Origin of the sequence: Bradyrhizobium hipponense (assembly GCF_008123965.1) — a bacterium.
In the GTDB taxonomy this organism is placed as follows: domain Bacteria; phylum Pseudomonadota; class Alphaproteobacteria; order Rhizobiales; family Xanthobacteraceae; genus Bradyrhizobium; species Bradyrhizobium hipponense.
In genome coordinates this window covers 1-21913 of sequence record NZ_VSTH01000034.1, presented here as the reverse complement: position 1 = coordinate 21913, position 21913 = coordinate 1, and the positions used below count along the sequence as shown (strand labels likewise).

Sequence of the window (21913 nt, the reverse complement as noted above, 5' to 3'; positions counted from 1 at the left end):
GGGGAGCTAGCGCTTGCGCGCGGCGGCTTCCCTCAGCACCCGCTGCGCGATCTCAACCACCTCGCTTGCCGCGATATCGCGCATGCAGCGGTGGTCGTTCATGCGGCAGATCGTGCTCTGGCAGGGCTGGCAGGCGAGAGCGCTCTTGTCCTGGACCACGGTGGCGGCAAGGCCGTTGAGGGGAGCCCACAGGTACGGGCTGGTCGGGCCGAAAATGCCCATGGTGGGCGTCCCCAGCGCGGCTGCGATATGCATCAATCCGGAATCATTGGAGATCGCGACGCCGGCCGCGGCCATGGCCAGCACGCCGTTGCGCAGGTCGGTGCCGGTCAGGTCTCGCACCCCGGGGCCGCCAGCGGCGACGATGTCCTGCGCCAGCCCCTTTTCCCCGGGACCGCCGACCACCCAGACCTCCAGCCCGCGTTCGACCAGCAGCCGGGCGGCCTCGGGATAGTAGGTCCAGCGTTTTGAAGCCCCGACTGAGCCGGGGGCGAGCGCCACGGCCGCCGCCGCGCCGGGGCCATTGGCCTGCCGCCAGCGGGCGATCTCCCCGGCCGGAACCTGCAATTGCGGCACCGGCCATTCTCCCGGCAGCGGCGCGCCTTCGGGCTGGGCGAGTGCGGCGTTCTTGTCGATGAAGCGGGGCAGCCGCTTCTCGCCCCAGCGCCAGCGGTTGAGCAGGCCGAACCGGAACTCGCCGACAAATCCGACCCGTTCGGGGATGCCGGCTAACGCGGGCGCGATGGCTGCTTTCCAGGTGCGGGGGAGCACTAAAGCGGTGCCATAGTTCCGCTTGCGCAGGAGCCTCGCCAGGCCGAACTGGCGCCCGACGGCGAGCTGGCTGCGTGGCAGGTCCCAGACGATCCCTTGGCGTACGCCGGGCATGTAATCGACCAGCGGAGCACACAGGGATGTGGTCAGGAGATCGACCGGCCGGTTCGGCCAGCGCTCCTTAAGAACCCGGACAACGGTGTGATTCCGGACGAAATCGCCGATCCACATATAGGGGATGATCAGGATCGGGCGGGTATCGCTCCGTTCCTCACTTCCCTTAAATTGCGAATCATGGTTCATTTGTTACTTGGGCCGCTGCCGCATTGGATTGTGGCGGTTCGGTAGCCGCTCCGGGCCGGCAGGTAAAGCCGGCAGCCGGCCGGTCCCAAAACCGCTTACACTTTGGTGGATCATGCGCTAGGGCAGGACCGGACCTCGAAATTCGGGCAGGGATTTTGGAATGTTGCTGGTGACCGGCGGGGCCGGTTTTATCGGATCGAATGTCGTCGCCGCGCTGAACGAGGCCGGCCGCAGCGACGTCGCGGTCTGTGATCTCCTCGGCACCGATGGCAAGTGGCGCAATCTCGCCAAGCGGCAGCTTGTGGATATCGTCCCGCCGGCCGAGCTGCTCGCGTGGCTGAAGGACCGCAAGCTTGACGCCGTGATCCATCTCGGAGCGATTTCCGAGACCACCGCCACCGACGGCGATCTCGTGATCGAGACCAATTTCCGCCTGTCGATGCGCCTCTTGGACTGGTGCACGGCCAATGCAGTGCCGTTCGTCTATGCTTCTTCGGCTGCAACCTATGGCGATGGCGCCGCCGGCTTTGACGATGACGCGTCGCTGCCGGCGCTGAAGAAGCTGCGGCCGATGAATCTCTACGGCTGGAGCAAGCAGCTGTTCGATCTCGCCGTCGCAGAGCGCGCGGCGCGCGGCGACAAGCTGCCGCCGCAATGGGCCGGGCTGAAGTTCTTCAATGTGTTCGGCCCGAACGAATATCACAAGGGCTCGATGATGAGCGTGCTGGCGCGCCGCTTCGACGACGTCAGAGCGGGCCGCACCGTGCAACTGTTCAAGTCGCACCGCGAGGGCATCGCCGACGGCGATCAGCGCCGCGATTTCATCTATGTCGATGACGTCGTTCGGGTCATCATGTGGCTATTGGCGACGCCCTCGGTATCCGGGCTGTTCAACGTCGGAACCGGCAAGGCGCGCAGCTTCAAGGACCTGATTCTTGCCGCCTATGCGGCACTCGGCAGCGAGCCCAACATCGAATACATCGACATGCCCGAGGCGATCCGCGGCAGCTACCAGTACTTCACCCAGAGCAAGGTCGATCGTCTGCATCGTGCCGGCTATAACGGCGGCTTCACGACGCTGGAGGACGCGGTGAAGGCCTATGTCGGGGATTATCTCGACCGGCTCGATCGCTTTCGCTGAGGCCTTTGACCATGCCGACGCCAATTCTCGATTTCGATGCTCTCGGGCAAGCCATTGCGGGCCGGACGGTGCTTTGCATCGGCGACATCATGCTCGACGAGTTCGTCTATGGCGAGGTGTCGCGGATCTCGCCGGAAGCGCCGGCCCCGGTGATCGCAGCAGGGCGCAGCGAGATCCATATCGGCGGCGCCGGCAACGTCGCGCGCAATGTCGCCTCGCTCGGCGCGCGCTGCATCTTCGTCGGTCTCGTCGGCGATGACGATGCGGGCCGTCGGCTCGCGGCCGCGCTTGCCGAGCAGACCGGCATTGAAAGCGTACTGGTGTGCGATCCGTCGCGGCCGACGACGCGAAAGGTGCGCTTCGTCTCCGAGCATTTCTCCACCCATATGCTGCGCGCGGATTGGGAGCAGGCGCTGCCGGCTTCCGACGAGATCGAGACCAGGCTGATCGAGGCGATCCTGCCGCAGATCTCGCGCGCCGACATTCTGCTGCTGTCCGACTATGCCAAGGGCGTGCTGACCGCGCGCGTGATCCGCCACACAATCGACGCCGCGCGAAAACTCGGCAAGCCCGTGATCGTCGATCCCAAGAGCCTCAACTGGGCGATCTATCGCGGCGCCACGCTGCTCACGCCGAACCGCAAGGAATTCTCGGAAGCGACCCGCAGCCGCGCCGACACGGCGCAAAGCATCGTCGACGCCTCCGAGGACGTGATGCGGCTCGCCGATTGCGAGGCGATCCTGGTGACCCAAGGCGAGCACGGCATGACGCTGGTGCCGCGCAATGGCGAAGCGGTTCATGTTCCGGCGTACCCTGTGAAGGTGCGCGACGTCTCCGGCGCCGGCGATACTGTCGCCGCAGCGCTTTGCGTGTCGCTCGCGGCGGGCGCGGATTGGGATACGGCCTTGCGCATGGCCAATGCAGCAGCCGCTGTTGCCGTCGGCAAGCAGGGCACCGCCAGCGTGACCGCCGCCGAGCTGCGGCGAAAGATCCTGCCGCATGCCTATCTCGCGGCCGAAGAGAAGATCGTGATCGAGGCCGACGCACTCGAGGCGCAGCTCGCCGAATGGCGCAGGCTGGGCTTGCGGGTCGGCTTCACCAATGGGTGTTTCGATATCCTGCATCCCGGCCACGTCAAGGTGCTGACCGCGGCGCGCTCCGCCTGCGACCGCCTCATCGTCGGCCTCAACAGCGATGCCTCGGTGCGGCGGCTGAAGGGCGCGGACCGTCCGGTGCTGGACGAGCGCGCACGCGCCGAGGTGCTGGCGGCGCTTGAAGCCGTCGATCTCGTCGTCATCTTCGACGAGGACACGCCAATCGACCTGGTCACCCGGATCAAGCCGAGCGCCTTGGTGAAGGGCGGCGACTACACCCGCGAGCAGGTGGTCGGCCACGAGGTCGTGGAGGCCGCCGGCGGAACGGTCGTGCTGGTCGACATCCTCCAGGGTTTCAGCACGACGGCGCTGGTCCATCGCGCGCGGGGAGGGGACAAGTGACGACGCTTGCCCGAGAGACGACCGGCCAGATGCTGTGGCGGCGCCTGCGCAGTCCCGCGGCCTGGCGCGAAACGGTCGATCTGTTCGCCATCCTCACGGCGGCCTCGCTGCCGTGGTCGACCTCGCTCACGGCGATCTTCAACGTTGCGATGCTTGCCTGCATGGTTCCGTTCCTGGACGTCAGGGCGTTCCTGGAATCGCTCAAGCGTCCGATCTGCGCAGCGCCGATTGCGCTGGTCTTGCTCGCGCTGGTGGGAACGCTGTGGTCAGACGCGCCGTGGGGCACGCGCTTCTATGCCGTCGGTCCGACCGTCAAGCTGCTCGTGATTCCCGTCCTGCTGTATCATTTCCAGCGTTCGCCGCGCGGACACTGGGTCTTCATCGCCTTCCTCGCATCCTGCGCGTTGCTGTCGGTGATGTCGTGGCTGGTGGCCTTCTACCCCGGCCTGTCGCTGAAACCCGGTGATCCCCTTGAGCGCGGCATCTTCGTCAAGAACTACATCGACCAGAGCCAGGAATTCACGCTGTGTACGATCGCGCTGGCCTATCCCGTCGTGGGCCTGCTGCGTGACAAGCGCTACTGGCTCGCCGGCCTGTTGACGGCCCTGGCGCTGAGCTTCTTCGTCAACATGGCTTTCGTGGTGGTGTCCCGCACTGCGCTCGTCACCGTGCCGATCATGGTCGCCGTGTTCGCGTTCCTCCACCTGACATGGCGCAGCATCGCGATCATCTCCGCCGTCCTGCTCGCCGGTGCCGCAGTCGCCTGGCAGGCCTCGCCGCAATTGCGCAAAACCGCGGACACGTTTTCGCGTGACTATCGGCTTTACACCGAGGAGAAAGTCCCGACGTCCATGGGCGAGCGACTTGTGTATTGGCACAATTCGATTCAGTTATTTGCGCAAGCTCCAGTCGCAGGGCACGGGACGGGATCCGGTTACGGACTGTTCGAGAAGGTCTCCAAGGGCGAGGAATGGGTCCAGGGGGTCAGGGTCTTTCCGAATCCCCATAACCAGACGTTGCATGTCGCCGTGCAATGGGGCGTCATCGGCGTCGTCGTTCTCTACACGGTGTGGATCCTGCATCTGATGCTGTTCCGCGGCGACGGGCTTGCCAACTGGGTGGGCCTGCTGGTCGTGGTGCAGAACGTCTTCACCTCGCTGTTCAACTCCCATCTGTTCGACTTCCACGAGGGCTGGATGTACGTCGTCGGCGTCGGGGTTGCCGGCGGCATAGTGCTTCGCGCTGGCCGCACGCCGCCGAAGCTCGGCGAGGCCGGTGCCTGAGCGGGCCGTGCGGCTGCCAAGTCTTGTGCTGCCAAGTCTTGTTCTGCCAAGTCTTGTGCTGATAAGTCGTCTTGTGCTGGCAACTCCTGGCGGGATGGGTTATCAGCGCGGTCAGTTGCACTCAACTGGATAGCATCGGTCGTCGGATGACGCGTCTTTCGCATCTCACCTTGCGCAATTTCCTGATCGCGCTCCACGACCTCCTGGCGACCACGGCGGCGCTGTTTGCCGCCTTCTATCTGCGTTTCGAGGGCGGCGAGGGTTTCCACGACCGTTTGCCGCTACTGTTTCAGATCCTGCCCTACTTCCTCGCCTTCGCCGTGGTCGTGTTCTTCATCTTCAACCTGACGACGACAAAATGGCGGTTCATCTCGCTGCCCGACGCGCTGAACATCATCCGCGTCGCGACCGTGCTGACGGTTGCGCTCCTCGTCCTCGACTACATTTTCGTTGCCCCCAATGTGCGTGGCGCGTTCTTCCTCGGCAAGGTGACGATCGTCCTCTACTGGTTCCTTGAAATTACCGCTCTCAGCGCGTCGCGCATGGCCTATCGCTACTTCCGTTATACGCGGGTGCGGCGCCATGCCCGGATCCAGGATGCTGCGCCGACGCTGCTGATCGGCCGCGCAGCGGATGCAGAGGTGTTGTTGCGCGGCATCGAGAGCGGCGCCATCAAACGGATCTGGCCGGTCGGCGTGCTGTCGCCGTCCAGCTCCGATCGCGGCCAGTTCATTCGCAACGTGCCGGTGCTGGGCGGCGTCGACGACATCGAGGACGTCATCGCGGACTTCGCCAAGCGCAACAAGCCGATCGCCCGCCTGGTGATGACGCCGTCCGCGTTCGAGCCGGAGGCTCATCCGGAATCGATCCTGATGCGGGCGCGAAAGTTAGGTGTGATCGTCAACCGCATGCCCTCGCTCGATAGCGGCGACACGCCGCGGCTGACGGCGGTCGCCGTCGAGGATCTTCTGCTGCGGCCGAGCGAGCAGATCGACTATGCGCGCCTCGAAGCCCTGATCGAGGGCAAGGCGGTGATCGTCACCGGCGGCGGCGGCTCGATCGGCTCGGAGATCTGCGAGCGCATCGTCGCTTTCGGTGCCGCGCGCCTCCTGATCCTGGAGAATTCCGAGCCGGCGCTCTATGCGGTCACTGAAGCGCTCGCCGCGCAGGGTACAGGTGCTGCGGTCGAAGGGCGGATCGCCGACATCCGCGACCGCGAGCGCGTCATGGGCCTGATGGCCGAGTTCAAGCCGGACATTGTGTTCCATGCCGCAGCCCTCAAGCACGTGCCGATCCTCGAGCGTGATTGGAGCGAGGGTGTCAAGACCAACATCTTCGGCTCGATCAACGTGGCGGACGCGGCGCTCAGCGCCGGCGCCGAGGCCATGGTGATGATCTCCACCGACAAGGCGATCGAGCCGGTATCGATGCTCGGCCTGACCAAGCGTTTCGCCGAGATGTATTGCCAGGCGCTCGATCACGACGTTGCGGCGGCAGCCGGCGGCGCCAAGCCGCCGATGCGGCTGATCTCGGTCCGGTTCGGCAACGTGCTAGCGTCGAACGGGTCGGTGGTACCGAAGTTCAAGGCCCAGATCGAGGCCGGCGGTCCGGTGACGGTGACACATCCCGACATGGTCCGCTACTTCATGACCATTCGTGAGGCCTGCGACCTCGTCATCACGGCGGCAACGCATGCTCTCGGAACGGTGCGTTCGGACGTCTCGGTCTACGTCCTCAACATGGGCCAGCCGGTCAAGATCGTCGACCTCGCCGAACGCATGATCCGCCTCTCCGGACTCCAGCCCGGCTACGACATCGAGGTCGTGTTCACGGGAATGCGGCCGGGAGAGCGCTTGAATGAGATACTGTTCGCGTCCGAGGAGCCGACCCGCGAGATCGGCGTTGCTGGCATCATGGCCGCGCAGCCGAACGAGCCGCCGATGCAGACCCTGCGCAAATGGATCACGGCGCTCGAGCAGGCGATCGCGCGGGACGATCGGGCGACCATCAGGACCATCCTGAAGGATGCGGTCCCGGAATTCGGGTCGACCGCGGCCTGACCATGCAGTCTCGAGGCAAGATCGTCGTCGCGAGTCAGCATTATCCGCCGGATCCGAGCACGACGGCGGCGATCATGGCCGAGATCGCCTGCCGTCTCGCCATCGAACACGAGGTCGTCGTGCTGTCGGGCTCGCCCGGCGCGTTGCCGGCGTCGCAGGCCGGTCCGGGCAAGCCGCGCATTGTCGCCGTCAAGAACCGCGTGACCGGCAAGGCGGCGCTGATCCGGCGTGGCGCGGCCGAATTGCTTTTCGTCGCGCGCACCTTCCTTGCGTTGCTGCGGCAGCTTCGGCCCGGCGACGTCGTGGTCACCGTCACTGCGCCGTTCATGCTGCCTTACGCGGTCGCCGCGGCCGCAAAGCTGAGGCGGGCCCGCTCGGCGCTGATCCTGCACGACCTCTTCCCCGAGGTGCTGGTGACGGCGGGGCTTCTCAAGCCCGGTTCGATCGTAACCCGGACGATGCGCGCCGCCAACGCCTTGATGTTCCGCGCGCTCAATGCCGTCATCACCATCGGCCGCGATGCAGAACGGCCGCTCCTGAGCTATCGCGGCATGGCGCGGAACAAGATCCGCTTCATCCCGAACTGGGCCACGCTCGTGCCCGCGCCACGGCCGGCGACACCGGACAATCCGTTTCGCAAGACGCTCGCGGCCCGCTTCATTGTCGGCCTGTCGGGCAATCTCGGCTTCACCCACGATCCGGAGATCGTGTTCGAGGCGGCGCGGCTTCTGAAGGACGAGCCGGACATCCACTTCCTGCTCTCCGGCTGGGGCATCGGCTTCGAGCGGTTGAAGCAGTTGCAGACGGCTTCGAACCTGCCCAATGTCTCCTTCGTGGCGCGCGTCGAGGATGCGGAGCTCGAGGCGTTCCTGACTTCTGCGGACCTCTGGATCATTCCGTACCGGAAGGACGTCGCCGGGGTGTCGGTGCCGAGCCGATTCTACAATCTGCTGGCGGTCGGCCGTCCCGTCGTGCTGGTCTCCGAGCCGGAAGCCGAGGCCGCGCTGACGGTGGTGGAAAACGGGCTCGGCTGGGTCGTCACGCCGGGCCGCGCCGATCAACTGGCCGAAGCAATCCGCAATGCGTCGCGCTCCGACACCGGTGCCATGACGGAGCGGGCCGTGAAGGCGGCATCGAAGTTCGATCGCGCCACTGCGATGAACGCCTATGCCGCCCTGGTCGACGAATTGCTGCACAGTCCCGAATTGGCGGAGCAACGATGAGCGAACGCAAGCCGGTGGTGTTGGTCACGGGAGCAAGCGGCTTCGTCGGCCGTCATGTCGCGCCCGCGCTCTCGCGTGAAGGATGGTCGGTCCGCCGCGCGGTCCGCAACCCGGAAGGCCTCGACGACGAGGTCGTCATCGAATCGATCGGCCCCGATACCGATTGGTCAGCTGCGCTGGAAGGCGTCGATGCCGTCATTCATCTCGCCGCGCGTGTGCATCACAAGCACGAGGAGCATGCGGTCCAGCTCTACCGCAACGTCAATATCGCCGGCACGCTGCACCTGGCGCGCTGTGCGGCGACAACCGGCGTGCGTCAGTTCATCTTCGTCAGCACTGTTCTCGTGCATGGCCGCAGCAATGAGGGCCGCGCACCGTTCAGCGAGGACGACATCCTCACGCCACGCGGTCTCTACGGCATGTCCAAGGCTGCGGCCGAGGCGGGACTGAGGACGCTCGCGCGCGACAGCGACATGAGTATCTCGGTGATCAGGCCGCCACTGGTCTATGGCGCGGGCGCCAGGGGCAATTTTGCACTGCTGACGCGCGCGGTGAACCTCGGACTGCCGCTGCCCTTTGGCGCGATCCGGAACCACCGTGCCTTCCTGGCGGTGCAAAATCTCTCGTCGTTCATCCTGCGCCGGCTTGCCCACCCCGATCCCGCGAGTAATTTCGAGGTCTTTCTGGTGGCGGACAGGGAACAGGTCTCGACGCCTGAATTCATCGAGCGCCTGGGGCTGGCGTCCGGCAAGAGCCCGCGGCTGTTCGGCATGCCGCCGGAATTGCTGGGCTCGCTGCTCAGCGTGATCGGCCGGCAGGATACCTATGACAGCCTGATCGGCTCGCTCGAGCTCAACGTCTCCAAGGCGATCGCAACCGGCTGGCAGCCGCAGGTCACGCTCGAGGAGGGCTTGCGGCTTGCGCTGTCGGCTCAGGACCCCTGAGGGTGGGAGAACCGCCGCAGCACGAATCCGACCGCGATCGCGCCCGCCAGCAGCGCGAGCATCGTGAACGCCGCCGAACCGGCGCGAATGGTGACGATGGCCAGCAGCGCGAGCAGGAGATTAAGGGCGAGGACCTCGGCGATCACCCGCGAGACCGTGAAACCGTTGTCCGTGGCGCGCTGGTAAAAATGTGAACGGTGCGCCGACCAGAACGGTTCGCGCCTTGCGATGCGGCGAAACAGCGTGATGGTGGAATCCGCGAGGTAATAGGCCGGCAGCAATAGCGCTGCGGCCGGCTGCCCATGCCAGGCGAGCTCCAGCAGGCACCATCCGAGCAGGAGGCCGATCGGCAAGCTGCCGACATCGCCGAGAAACACCTTTGCGACCGGACGGTTGAATGGCGCAAAGCCGAGCATGGCCCCGCACAGCGCCGTGGCGACGAGCGCGGCCGGCCAGGACAGTTCGCCGAGCCATCCGAGCAGCATCAGCGCCGCGGTGACCGGCACCACTTCCGCTGCGGTCATCAGGTCGAGCCCGTCCATGAAGTTGACGAGGTTCACGAACCAGACGCCCGCAAGCAGGATGAGGCCGCGCTCCAGCGCGAGCGGCAGGGCCGGAACGATGCGCGCAGTCTCGGGCGAGGTGAACACGACCGCGCCGACGGCGGCGGCCTGCAGCACCAGCCGCACCAGTACTGGCAGCGACACGATGTCGTCTGCTAATCCGACCAGCGCGATCGAGACTGTCGCAGCCACCAGCGTCGGCGGAATCGCGACGCTGGTCCAGGCGCCCCAGACCGAAGCAACCAGCAGCGTGGCGGCGATCACCGCGATGCCCGCACCCTGCGGGGTGGGGATGCGATGCGAGGACCGCGCATTCGGACGCGCCAGTGCGTAGCGCTGCAGCAGGGGACGGCTGGTCCAGGTGATGAGGGCCGAAATCAGCGCGGCGATCGCGACGGCGAGCAGCGATGGTCCGACGGCGAGAGCGGCGCTGGCCGGATTCACTCCGGCACCCCGATCGGCCGCGATCCCTGCTGAGCCTTCTCCGCACTGAATATCCAGACTAATCCGCCGAATGCGCCGACGATGAACGAGACGGCGCCGAACAGCAGCGAGACGTTGACGCCTTCGTTCGCAGCGAGCCCGGCGAAGCCGAACGCCAGCCCCATCGTGGCCTCGCGTACGCCCCAGCCGGCGATCGAGATCGGCATCAAGGTGATCAGCATGACCGGCGGGAGCAGCAGGAAGACCTGGCCGAAGCTGACCGGCGCGGCAATCGACTGCACCACGCACCAGGCGATGACGACGGCGAGCACGTGAATGGCGAGCGACAGGATGGCGATGATCGGTCCGCGCGCCGCGCTGAAGATCACGCGGTTCGCGATCACCGCGCAGGCGTGGATGTGATGGGTTGCCCACCAGGTCTTCAGCCACGGCCATTTCAGCGCGCCGAAGACCAGGAAACCAAGGCCGCCTGCGAGTGCCGCAAGGTCGACAAGCACCAGCGCCGATCGTCCGTGCGGATCGGTGATGAGGGCGTAACTCCAGGGCAGGCTCGCGACGATGATGATCGCAAGCGCGATCAGGCCAATCGCGCGGTCGACGAAGATCGAGTAGGTCGCCGCGCGCCATCCGGCGCCGGCGCGCGCGACCAGCCACAGCCGGACCGCATCGCCGCCGATCGCGGATGGCAGGGTCTGGTTGAAGAACGCGCCGATCACGTTGTAACGCATGGCACGGCCGAGCTCGAGCTGCGCGCCGCATTCGGCGCTGACCTCGCGCCAGCGCAGCACCCCGACGAAGATTTGCAGGAACGTAATCGCGATCGCCATGCCAATCCAGAACAGGCTGGTCACGGTGAAACGCGAAAACAGTTCGGACAGATCCACCTTGCGCAGCGCCAGATAGAGCAGCGCCGCGGAAATCAGGATTTTGGCCGTCGACAGCAGGATTCGGCGCATCTCGCCCGCATGAACAGGGTTTGCGAAGATTTGTGGCGACCCGACGCGAAGCGCCGAATTCGGCCGCTTTGGTATGGTTTTGGCGCCGATCTTGCAATAGCTGAAAGGAAGCTGTCATGAAAGGAAGCGGTCATGAACGGCGGCGGGATATCGCCCGCTTGGCGCAACAGCTAAACAGGCGCCGATCGCGGGCGCGGGTGAAGGACCCTTGGGAACAGGATGACGGATCAGCCAATTTTGGTCACGGGTGCCGCCGGCTTCATCGGCTTTCATGTCGCCCGGCAGCTCCTGGGCGAGGGCCGGTCCGTCGTCGGGCTCGACAATCTCAACAGTTATTATGATCCGGCGCTCAAACAGGCGCGCCTGGAGCTGCTGCGGAACGATCCCCGCTTCTCCTTCGTGCAGGCCGATCTCGCCGACCGCGACACCATCGCGGCGCTGTTTGCGCGACACGGATTCGCCAAAGTCGTGCATCTCGCCGCGCAGGCCGGCGTGCGCTACTCGATCGACAATCCGCACGCTTACGCCGATTCCAACCTCCAGGGCTTCCTCAACGTGCTCGAGGGCTGCCGGAACAATTTCTGTCGTCATCTCGTCTACGCCTCGTCATCCTCCGTTTATGGCGCCAACACAAAACTGCCATTTGCCGTGCAGGACCGGACCGATCATCCCGTCAGCTTCTACGCCGCGACCAAGAAGGCGAACGAGCTGATGGCGCAGTCCTACAGCCATCTCTACCGGCTGCCGGTCACGGGCCTGCGCTTCTTCACCATCTACGGACCGTGGGGGCGGCCCGATATGGCGCTGTTTCTGTTCGCGAACGCGATCATGGCTGATAGGCCGATCCGGCTCTTTAACCATGGCAAGATGCGTCGCGACTTCACCTATATCGACGACGTGACCCGTGTAGTATCCAAGCTGATCGATCGGGTGCCCGCGGACGAGCCGGCTGCCGCAAATGCGCCATCTCGGGTCTACAATGTCGGCAATCACCACCCCGAAGAGCTGATGCATGTCGTCGCGCTTATGGAGCGGGAGCTGGGCCGGACGGCAAACAAAGAGCTGCTGCCAATGCAGCCTGGAGACGTGCTGGAAACGTTCGCGGATGTCGAGGATTTGATGCGCGACACCGGCTTTGTGCCGTCAACGCCGATCGAGCAAGGGGTCCGTAATTTTGTCACCTGGTATCGGGACTACTTCAAGGTTTGAGATGACGATGGACAAACGCATTATCCCCCTGATCATGTGCGGCGGTGCCGGCACGCGGCTGTGGCCGGCCTCGCGCGAGGTGCGCCCCAAGCAATTCCTGCCGCTGTTCGGCGCGCGCTCGACCTTCCAGGACACGCTGCTGCGCGTCTCGGAGGCGTCGCTGTTCGATCGGCCGATCGTCATCACCAATGCGTCCTACCGTTTCATGGTGCTGGAACAGCTGGCCGAGATCGGCATCGAGGCCGACGTGATCCTCGAGCCGATGCGGCGCGATTCCGGCCCCGCGATCGCCGCGGGTGCGGTGTTCGCGCAAGTACGCGCCGCTGACGCCGTCGTGCTCGCGCTCGCCGCCGACCACGTGGTGCACGACACAGCCGCCTTCGTCGCCGCCTGCCGCGAAGGGCTCGTTGCCGCGAGCGCCGAGCGCATCGTCACCTTCGGCGTCAAGCCGGAGCGGCCCGCGACCGAATACGGCTATATCAGCCCGGGTGAGGCGATCTCGGGCGAGGTGCATGCGGTGGCGCGCTTCGTCGAGAAGCCGGACGCGGTGAAGGCCGCCGACTACGTCAACTCCGGCTATCTCTGGAACAGCGGCAACTTCATGTTTCCGGCCGCCCTGCTGCTCGACGAATATCGCAAGCTCGACGCAGGAAGCGTTGAAGCGGTCGCCAATGCGGTCACCAATGCCGGCCGCGATCTGTCCTTCGTGACGCTGGAGCCGCAGGCATTCGGCTCGGCCAAGGCGATCTCGATCGATTATGCGGTGATGGAAAAAACCTCGCGCGCCGCGGTGGTGCCGGTGTCCTGCGGCTGGTCCGACGTCGGCTCCTGGCACGCGGTGTGGGAGTTGTCGAAGAAGGACGCGCAAGGCAACGCTGCGCACGGCGCCGCGGTGTTCGAAGACTCCCGCAACTGCAACGTCACCACCGATTCGGCGCTGGTGGCACTCGAAGGCGTCGATAATCTCGTCGTGGTGGCGACTGCGGACGCGGTGCTGGTCTCGCGCCAGAACGATGCCAACGGCCTGAAGCGGCTGGTGACGAAGCTCAAGGCGGTCGCGCCGAAGGTCACCGAGGAGCACCTCAAGGTGCATCGGCCCTGGGGCAGCTATCAGTCGGTCGACAATGGCGAGCGCCACCAGGTCAAGCGCATCGTGGTCAAGCCCGGCGGGCGGCTGTCGCTGCAGAAGCACCATCACCGCGCCGAGCACTGGATCGTGGTCCGCGGTGCCGCGCGCGTCACCGTCAACGAGACCGTGAAGACGGTGCACGAGAACGAGTCGATCTACATCCCGATGGGCGCGGTGCACCGGATGGAGAATCCCGGCAAGATCATGCTGGAGCTGATCGAGGTCCAGACCGGCAGCTATCTCGGGGAAGACGACATCATCCGGATTGAAGACGACTATCAAAGGTCGTAACCAGCAAGCTTCCGAATCACGCGATCCGGGCCGAAAGAGCGGTTTCTTTCAGCGGCTTAACGCCCGGGGAGCGTGTAACTTTTTGAATCAAATCGTGTCCGCTCGGCCAGCTCTGCGTTCGCCACAAATGTGGCGACCGTGCTAGAAGCAGCCCGGGGATTTGCGTTGAATCGGGGTTTGCTCAGATGAGTTCCAAAGGGTCTGCACCGGCAAAGGCCGGCTTGCGCGTCGGCGTTATTGGTGCCGGCGTGATGGGCAGCAACCACGCGCGCGTGCTCGCGGGGTTGCCCGGCGTCAGCCTTGTCGGTGTGGTCGATCCTTCGCCGGTTCACCTCGCGCGCACCTGCGATCTCGCCAACTGCCAGGGTTTCGAAACGCTCGACCAGCTGCTCGCCGCAGGCGTCGATGCCGTCACCATCGCGGCGCCGACCCATCTGCATCACGAGATCGCGCTCGCCTGCATCGCCAAGAACATCCACGTGCTGGTCGAGAAGCCGATTGCGTCCACGGTCGCGGAAGGCCGCGAGATCGTCTCCGCCGCGCAAAAGGCCGGCGTGACGCTGATGGTCGGCCATGTCGAGCGCTTCAATCCGGCGGTCGCCGCGGTCAAGCAGGCGATCGCGGGCGAGGATATCCTCTCGATCGCGATCACGCGCGTCGGTCCGTTCCCGCCGCGCATGTCCAATGTCGGCGTCGTCATCGATCTCGCCGTGCACGACATCGATCTGATCCGATGGTTCACCGAATCCGACATCGTCGAGGTGCAGCCGCAATTGTCGAGCGCGGTGGCCGAGCGCGAGGACATCGCGCTGCTGCAGTTCCGCACCGCATCCGGCGTACTCGCTCACATCAACACCAACTGGCTGACGCCGTTCAAGGCGCGCAGCGTCACGGTCGCGACCCGTGGCAAATATGTGATGGGCGATCTCTTGACGCGCCAGGTCACCGAATGTTTCGGCTTCAAGCCCGATGGCAGCTATTCGATGCGGCATCTGCCGGTCGGGCACGACGAGCCCTTGCGCGCCGAACTGATCGCGTTCCTTCGGGCCGTCCGCCACGGCGAGGCGCCGGCGGTGACCGGCGACGAGGGCGTCGCCAGCCTCGAAATCGCCACGCAGTGCCTCGAAACGCCATCGCGGCCCGCCGCGACGTCGTCGGCAGCCCGCACGGGCCCGCGCCGCGTCGCCGGCTGATCCTCCTCGATGTCGACCGCTCCAACCACGCAAGACAATCGGCAAGGCGCCATGAACCAGCATCTGCGTTCCGATCCCATTCCATTCATCGATGTCGGCTCGCAGCGCCGCCGCCTCGGCGCCTCGCTCGATGCGGCCGTCAAGCGCGTGCTCGACCATTGCCAGTTCGTCAACGGCCCTGAGGTCGCCGAGCTCGAGGCGCAGCTCGCGGCCTATTGCGGCACCAAGCACGTGGTGTGCTGCGCCAGTGGCACCGATGCGCTTCTGATGGTGCTGATGGCGAAGAACGTCGGCCCCGGCGATGCCGTGCTGTGTCCGTCGTTCACCTTCATTGCCACCGCTTCGCCGGCGGCGCGGACCGGCGCTACGCCGGTCTATGTCGATGTGGATGAGGCGACCTTCAACATGAGTCCGGAGTCGCTGAAGCGCGGCATCGCGACCGCACGGAAGGCGGGCCTGCGGCCTGTCGCGGTGATCCCCGTCGACCTGTTCGGACAGCCCGCCGATCACGACGCCATCGCGGACATCGCGAAGGCCGAGGGCCTGTTCGTGATCGATGACGCCGCGCAAAGCTTTGGCGCGAGCTACAAAGGCCGCATGCTCGGCACCGAGGCGCTCGCGACCACGACCAGCTTCTTCCCGGCCAAACCGCTCGGCTGCTTCGGCGACGGCGGCGCGATCTTCACCGACGACGACGAGCTCGCCGCCACGCTGCGCAGCATCCGCGTGCACGGGCAGGGCGTGGACAAATACGACAACGTCCGGCTTGGCCTGACCGGCCGGCTCGACACCATGCAGGCCGCGATCCTGATCGAGAAGCTGAAGATTTTCGACGACGAGATTGCCGCCCGCAACAAGGTCGCGGAACGCTATGCGCGTGGCCTGTCCAATGTCGTCACCGTGCCGCGTCTTGCGCCCGGCTGCACCTCGGTCTGGGCGCAGTACACCATCCGCCTGCCCGAGGGGACCGACCGCGACGGCTTTGCCGCCGCGCTGAAGGCCCAGGGCGTGCCGACCGCGATCTACTATGCGAAGTCGATGCATCAGCAGACCGCCTACAAGCACTATCCGGTCGCCGAAGGCGGCCTGCCGGGCTGCGAGAGCCTGTCGGAAGACGTCATCAGCCTGCCGATGCACCCCTATCTCGACGAGGCCGCCCAGGAGCGAATCATCGCCGCCGTGCGCGGCGCGCTTTCGGGCTGATCTGGCCGTTTTGCCGCGCTGTTGCTTCACCTCTCCCCAGCGGGGAGAGGTCGGATTGCGCCTGGCGATGCGAAGCATCGTCCAGTGCAATCCGGGTGAGGGGCCGCAGTATACGGTGAGAGCGTAACCCCTCACCCGGATCGCACCTTTCGATGCGATCCGACCTCTCCCTTCGGGAGAGGTAAGCCGAGCCGCAGCCTTTTTCGTCCCCGTCGTAGTTCACGGTCTTATCGCCCGACCGATAACGCTCTAGAAGGGAACGATGCTCGGACGGATCTTCACGGTTGGCGGATATACGCTGCTCTCGCGGCTGACGGGATTTGCCCGCGACATCATGCTCGCGGCGATCCTCGGCGCCGGCCCCGTAGCCGACGCCTTCTTCGTGGCGCTCCGCCTGCCCAATCACTTCCGCGCGATCTTCGCCGAAGGCGCCTTCAACGCCGCCTGGGTGCCCGCCTATGCGCACGTCCATGGTGAGCGCGGCGAGGCGGCGGCAAAGCTGTTCGCCGACCGCATCTTCACGCTGCTGCTGGCTTTGCAGGTCCTTCTTCTGGTCGTCGCCTGGCTGTTCATGCCGCAGGCCATGAGCATTCTGGCGCCCGGCTTTGGTGAGGACGCCGAGCAGCGCAGGCTCGCGATCGAGCTGACCCGGATCACCTTTCCGTATCTGTTGCTGATCACGCTGGTGACACTCTACGGCGGCATGCTCAACGTGATGCAGCGCTTTGCCAGCGCCGCCGCGGCGTCGATCTTCCTCAATGTCGCGATGATGATGACGCTGGCGCTGGCCGCCTGGTTTCCGACCGCGGGCCACGCGGCGGCCTGGGGCGTGCTCATCTCCGGCTTCCTGCAATATTTTCTTCTAGCCGGCGATCTCGCGCGCCACGGCGGCCTGCCGCGCTTTGCGCCGCTGAAGCTCGACGAAGACGTCCGCGGGTTCTTCAAGGCGTTAGGGCCTGCGACGCTGGGCTCGATGGGCACGCAGATTGCGCTGTTCGCCGACACGATCATCGCCACCTTCCTGCCGGCGGGCGCGTTGTCCGCACTCTATTACGCCGATCGCCTCAACCAATTGCCGATCGGCGTGATCGGCATCGCCATCGGCACCGTGCTGTTGCCGGAGATGTCGCGGCGGATCACCGCCAATGACCACGACGGCGCGATGAAGGCGCAGCGCCGCGCGTTCGATTTCACGCTGCTGTTCTCGGTGCCCTTCGTGGCCGCCTTCATCACCGTGCCCGACGCGATCATGCGTGCGCTGTTCGCCCGCGGCGCGTTCTCGAAGGCCGATGCGGCCGCGGCCGGCGCGACGCTCGCAGCCTATGCCATCGGCCTGATCCCCTTTGTGCTGATCCGAAGCGCTGTCGCGACCTTCTATGCGCGCAAGGATACCGCGACGCCGGTCCGGGCCTCGCTGACAGGCATCGCCGTCAATGTCGCTCTCAAATTTGCGTTGATGGGATCGCTGGCCCAGATCGGCCTGGCGTTGGCAACGGCTGTCGGGGTCTGGACCAATCTGCTGCTCGTGCTCACCTTCGCAGTGCGGCGCGGCTATCTCGCATTCGATCGGGCGCTGGTGCAATCGCTCGCCAAATTCGTCCTGAGCGGCCTGATCCTCGCTGCCGGGCTCTGGCTGACCGCGCATTTCGGGGCGATCTATTTCTCCACAATGCCGAGCTTCCGGGACGAAATGACGCTGGCGCTGCTGATGATCACCGGCACGTTCATTTACGCCTTCTGTATCCTCGTGCTGTTCGGCCGCGGCTGGCTGTTCTCACTGGTGCGGGGCTAGGCGAACTTCAATAGTAGATTCGTTGTGCCCGCTTTAGGAGACGAATTCGCCGTAGCGTCGTCCTCGCCTTTAGGATGCAGCCGACATCCATACATCCCTTGATTTTGCGCGATCGCTGTGGTATTGCTACTTCATGATCAAATCAATGCGCAAAGTCACCTGCAATCACATGACCCGCTTCGGCTGGGCCGTGGGAGGAGTCGTGCGCTAGAATTCGACGACGACATCTTTTCCACCAGGCCCCGCCGGCATCGGACGGGGCCTTTTGTTTGGCCACGCTCCCTGCCGGCACAACAGCAGGAGCATCCGATGCCACCTCAACAGACGAACATCGCACCCGCGACCGAGAGGCTCCCCCTCGACCTCGCATCGACGCGGAGCGTCCTAGGCTTGCTAGCGCGATACTGGCGTGCGCTTGAGGAGTGGCGCTGGCGGCAGGGCTCACAAATCACCTTGCAGGACCTGACTGACAGGGAGCTGATGGATATCGGCTTGACGCGTGGCGAGATCGACTACCTCTCGCCGGAACGGGCTATCGATAGGCTGAGAGATCGCGCCACGGATCTATGGAGCCGCGGGGTGATGTAAATGATCAACCATCCGAATCGGACATGCGCTTTGTGACAAGCGGCGGTCAGCACGGCTGCTTGTTCTCAGGCGTGCACTGCGGGGCGAGTTCGGCAACTATCATGCCACCAACCGGACCGATCTTCACAGGGAAATGACCGAGCTGCTGCTTTTCCGTCCCATCCTGCTCCGACAGGCGGGAAGGGCGGACGATTTTCGCATGGCTAAAGCCGTTTGCCTTGCCACTTGTTCCACGGCAATATGCCGGCAAAACAACCATGAGGACGGGATAAAAAAATGGCTGCTCCCATCAAGTTCGGCGTTGGCCAAAGCGTGCTGCGCAAAGAGGATGACGCACTCATCCGCGGCAAGGGCCGCTATACCGACGATTATGCGCCGCAGGCCGCACTTCACGCCCTGATGCTCCGCTCGCCGCACGCGCATGCCAAATACGCCATCGATGTGAGCCGCGCTCGCGCGCTGCCTGGCGTTGCGCTGATCCTGACCGCCGACGACGTTGCGGATCTCGGCAATCTGCCGTGCCTGTTCAATCTGGAGACCGATCCGTTCACCGGCCCGCCTTACCCCATCCTTGCCAAAGACGAGGTGCGCCATGTCGGCGATTCCATCGCCTTCGTGGTCGCCGAGACCATCGATCAGGCTCGCGACGCGATCGAGGCGATCGAGGTCAAATGGAGCCCGCTGCCGGCGGTGACCGGCGTCGTCAATGCCGTGAAGAAGGGCGCGCCGCAGGTCTGGCCGGACAAGCCCGGCAATGTGCTGTTCGACGTCTCGATCGGCGACAAGGCCGCGACCGAAGCCGCCTTTGCCAAGGCGCATGCGGTCGCCGAAATCTCCATCGTCAATCCGCGCGTGGTTGCAAGCTTCATGGAGACGCGAGCCGCCGTCTGCGAATACGACGCCAAGAACGATCATCTGACACTGACGGTCGGCAGCCAGGGCAGCCACCGTCTGCGCGACATCCTCTGCCAGAACGTGCTGAATATCCCGACCGACAAGATGCGGGTGATCTGCCCCGACGTCGGCGGCGGCTTTGGCACAAAACTGTTTCCGTACCGCGAATACGCCTTGGTCGCGGTCGCCGCGCGAAAGCTGAAGAAGGCGGTGAGATGGGCGGCCGACCGCACCGAGCATTTCATGGGTGACGCGCAAGGCCGCGACAACGTCACCACCGCGAAGATGGCGCTCGCCGAGGACGGCAAATTCCTCGCCATGGATTGCGACCTGATGGGCGACATGGGCGCGTATCTGTCGACCTTCGGCCCCTACATTCCCCACGGCGGCGCCGGTATGCTGCCGGGCCTCTACGACATCCAGGCCTTCCACTGCCGGGTGCGCACCATCTTCACCAACAGCGTCCCGGTCGACGCCTATCGCGGCGCAGGCCGGCCAGAGGCCGCCTATGTCATCGAGCGCCTTGTGGACGCCTGCGCGCGAAAACTCGACATGACGGTGGATGCCATCCGCCGCAAGAACTTCATTCAGCCGAAGGCGCTGCCGTACAAGACGGCCACCGGCAAGGTCTATGATTCCGGAGATTTCGCCGCCCATCTGAAGCGGGCGATGGAGATCGCCGAGTGGAAAGAGTTTCCCAAGCGCGCAAAGCTCGCCAAGAAGCACGGTCTGATCCGCGGCATTGGCCTGGCAAGCTATGTCGAGGTCTGCGGCGTGATGGGAGAAGAGACCGCCAATGTGCGGCTCGATCCCAATGGCGATGTCACCGTCCTGATCGGCACGCAATCGAGCGGGCAGGGGCATCAGACCGCTTATGCGCAGATCGTCGCCGAGCAGTTCGGCTTGCCGCCGGAGCGCGTGCATGTCCGCCAGGGCGACACCAATGAGATCGCGACCGGACTCGGCACCGGCGGCTCGGCCTCGATTCCCACAGGGGGCGTCTGCGTGGAGCGCGCTTCGAGCGAGCTCGGCGCGAAGCTCAAGGAGTTCGCAGCGCAAGCCTTGGAAGCGAGCGCTGGCGATCTTGAGATTACCGATGGCGTGATTCGTGTCGCCGGTACCGACCGTTCGATCTCGTTCGCCGATCTCGCCAAGCGGCCGGGCGCCGATCCGTCAAAGCTGAACGGCAGCGCGACGTTTGCCAGCGCTGACGGCACTTATCCCAACGGCACGCATCTGGCGGAAGTCGAAATCGATCCGGCCACCGGCATGATCAAGATCATCAATTACGTGATCGTCGACGATTTCGGCAAGACGCTCAATCCGCTGCTGCTGGCCGGCCAGGTCCATGGCGGCGCCATGCAGGGCATCGGTCAGGCCTTGATGGAGCAGGTGGTCTACGGCGCCAGTGACGGGCAGCTCATCACCGCCACCTACATGGACTATGCGCTGCCGCGTGCGGCTGATGGTCCCGCCTTCGTGTTCGAGACCGCCAACGTTCCCTGCAAGACCAATCCGCTCGGCGTGAAGGGTGCGGGCGAGGCCGGTGCGATCGGCTCCTGTCCGGCCGTCGTCAACGCCATCGTCGACGCCCTGTGGCGCGAATACAAGATCGACCACATCGACATGCCGGCGACGCCGGAGCGGGTGTGGATCGCCATCCACGAGCACCGTCGCCGTCACAGCCTCTAACAATCCCCAATCTCCCTGTGCGGGAATAAACGCCGCGCGCAGGGTTCTAATCTGGATGGATACCCGTGAAACGGGTGGATGGTCTTTCTCAGAATCTGCGAGCCGGAGAACAAGCAATGAAACGGGTGATGATTGTCGCGACGACCCTGCTGTTGAGCGCAGGCGCCGTGATGGCGCAGCAGCAGGTCGCCGTTCACCAGGACAATTTGATGCGCTCGCAGGCCAAGAGCCTCTATTCGGTCATCCAGAAGATGACCAAGGGCGACATCCCCTACAACCAGAAGGCCGTCGACGAGGCGCTCGCCAATCTCGAGGCAGATGTCGCGAAGATCGCAAAAACCTTCGAGGTCAATCCCAAGCAGGACGTGGTGAACGCCAGCTACGGTGCGTCGCCAAAAGTCTGGCAGAACAAGGCCGATTTCGACTCCAAGATCCCGCCGGTGCAGAAGGCGATCGCCGACGTCAAGGGCAAGATCACCGATGTCGCGAGCCTGAAGGCCGCCTACACCAGCATCAACGACCGCTGCACCGACTGCCACGAGACCTATCGGCTCAAGCTGAAGTAGCGGTTGCAGTTCGTAGATCCTATGGGTGGCAGGTGGTCAGGGGGTAAATTGAGTTTGTGACCACCAACTCACCCTGGAGGATCAACGATGCGTACTGATCACACTGACGCACCCGCCGGAAGCGAGTATGCCACGATTTACTTGGCTTTCGAACTGAGCAAAGCGAAGTGGC

The 21913-nt window shown here is 64.8% G+C and carries 17 protein-coding genes; 14 read left to right on the top strand and 3 right to left on the bottom strand.

The window, feature by feature from the left end:
• Positions 1 to 6 precede the first annotated feature (6 nt).
• Positions 7 to 1074: a lipopolysaccharide heptosyltransferase II gene (gene waaF / locus FXV83_RS11120; RefSeq protein ID WP_148739219.1), complete on the bottom strand. Its 1068-nt coding sequence runs from the start codon at positions 1072 to 1074 to the stop codon at positions 7 to 9.
• Between the two features lie 160 nt (positions 1075 to 1234).
• On the opposite strand from waaF, the gene rfaD reads away from it, so the two are divergent.
• From rfaD to FXV83_RS11090, 6 genes are all read left to right on the top strand, one after another.
• Positions 1235 to 2215, top strand: a complete 981-nt coding sequence (gene rfaD, locus FXV83_RS11115) for an ADP-glyceromanno-heptose 6-epimerase (RefSeq protein WP_148739218.1) — start codon at positions 1235 to 1237, stop codon at positions 2213 to 2215.
• Positions 2216 to 2226: 11 nt separating this feature from the next.
• Positions 2227 to 3711 carry a D-glycero-beta-D-manno-heptose-7-phosphate kinase gene (gene rfaE1 / locus FXV83_RS11110; protein ID WP_148739217.1) on the top strand — a complete coding sequence of 495 codons (1485 nt, stop codon included), beginning with the start codon at positions 2227 to 2229 and terminating at the stop codon, positions 3709 to 3711.
• The gene (locus FXV83_RS11105; RefSeq protein ID WP_148739216.1) at positions 3708 to 4994 is read left to right on the top strand and encodes an O-antigen ligase family protein; all 1287 of its coding nucleotides are present in this window, start codon (positions 3708 to 3710) and stop codon (positions 4992 to 4994) included. Before rfaE1 ends, FXV83_RS11105 begins: the two co-directional genes overlap by 4 nt.
• 146 nt (positions 4995 to 5140) lie before the next feature.
• Positions 5141 to 7054: an SDR family NAD(P)-dependent oxidoreductase gene (locus FXV83_RS11100; protein WP_148739215.1), complete on the top strand. Its 1914-nt coding sequence runs from the start codon at positions 5141 to 5143 to the stop codon at positions 7052 to 7054.
• 2 nt (positions 7055 to 7056) lie between these two features.
• Complete coding sequence (locus tag FXV83_RS11095; RefSeq protein ID WP_187435824.1) at positions 7057 to 8277, top strand: glycosyltransferase family 4 protein; 1221 nt, start codon at positions 7057 to 7059, stop codon at positions 8275 to 8277.
• Entirely contained in the window at positions 8274 to 9221 is a 948-nt protein-coding gene (locus FXV83_RS11090; RefSeq protein ID WP_148739213.1) for an NAD-dependent epimerase/dehydratase family protein, read from the top strand. Before FXV83_RS11095 ends, FXV83_RS11090 begins: the two co-directional genes overlap by 4 nt.
• Here FXV83_RS11090 and FXV83_RS11085 read toward each other — a convergent pair.
• Together FXV83_RS11085 and FXV83_RS11080 are read right to left on the bottom strand one after the other, a co-directional pair.
• Entirely contained in the window at positions 9209 to 10228 is a 1020-nt protein-coding gene (locus FXV83_RS11085) for an MraY family glycosyltransferase (RefSeq protein ID WP_148739212.1), read from the bottom strand. The two genes, FXV83_RS11090 and FXV83_RS11085, sit on opposite strands and share 13 nt — an antisense overlap.
• The gene (locus tag FXV83_RS11080; protein ID WP_148739211.1) at positions 10225 to 11184 is read right to left on the bottom strand and encodes a lysylphosphatidylglycerol synthase transmembrane domain-containing protein; all 960 of its coding nucleotides are present in this window, start codon (positions 11182 to 11184) and stop codon (positions 10225 to 10227) included. Before FXV83_RS11080 ends, FXV83_RS11085 begins: the two co-directional genes overlap by 4 nt.
• A 219-nt stretch (positions 11185 to 11403) precedes the next feature.
• Here FXV83_RS11080 and FXV83_RS11075 point away from each other — a divergent pair, with 219 nt between their 5' ends.
• The 8 genes from FXV83_RS11075 (at position 11404) to FXV83_RS11040 (ending at position 21741) form a co-directional block, all read left to right on the top strand.
• Complete coding sequence (locus tag FXV83_RS11075; protein ID WP_148739210.1) at positions 11404 to 12393, top strand: NAD-dependent epimerase; 990 nt, start codon at positions 11404 to 11406, stop codon at positions 12391 to 12393.
• A gap of 7 nt (positions 12394 to 12400) precedes the next feature.
• Positions 12401 to 13813 carry a mannose-1-phosphate guanylyltransferase/mannose-6-phosphate isomerase gene (locus FXV83_RS11070; protein ID WP_187435823.1) on the top strand — a complete coding sequence of 471 codons (1413 nt, stop codon included), beginning with the start codon at positions 12401 to 12403 and terminating at the stop codon, positions 13811 to 13813.
• A 185-nt stretch (positions 13814 to 13998) separates the two neighbouring features.
• Positions 13999 to 15006: a Gfo/Idh/MocA family protein gene (locus FXV83_RS11065; RefSeq protein ID WP_148739208.1), complete on the top strand. Its 1008-nt coding sequence runs from the start codon at positions 13999 to 14001 to the stop codon at positions 15004 to 15006.
• Between the two features lie 51 nt (positions 15007 to 15057).
• The gene (locus FXV83_RS11060) at positions 15058 to 16209 is read left to right on the top strand and encodes a DegT/DnrJ/EryC1/StrS family aminotransferase (RefSeq protein ID WP_187435822.1); all 1152 of its coding nucleotides are present in this window, start codon (positions 15058 to 15060) and stop codon (positions 16207 to 16209) included.
• Between the two features lie 262 nt (positions 16210 to 16471).
• Entirely contained in the window at positions 16472 to 18001 is a 1530-nt protein-coding gene (murJ, locus tag FXV83_RS11055; protein ID WP_148739206.1) for a murein biosynthesis integral membrane protein MurJ, read from the top strand.
• Between the two features lie 309 nt (positions 18002 to 18310).
• Positions 18311 to 18589, top strand: a complete 279-nt coding sequence (locus FXV83_RS11050; protein WP_148739205.1) for a DUF1127 domain-containing protein — start codon at positions 18311 to 18313, stop codon at positions 18587 to 18589.
• A gap of 276 nt (positions 18590 to 18865) precedes the next feature.
• Complete coding sequence (locus FXV83_RS11045; protein WP_148739204.1) at positions 18866 to 21175, top strand: xanthine dehydrogenase family protein molybdopterin-binding subunit; 2310 nt, start codon at positions 18866 to 18868, stop codon at positions 21173 to 21175.
• A gap of 116 nt (positions 21176 to 21291) precedes the next feature.
• On the top strand, positions 21292 to 21741 hold the full coding sequence (locus FXV83_RS11040; RefSeq protein WP_148739203.1) for a cytochrome c: 450 nt from the start codon (positions 21292 to 21294) through the stop codon (positions 21739 to 21741).
• Positions 21742 to 21913 lie beyond the last annotated feature (172 nt).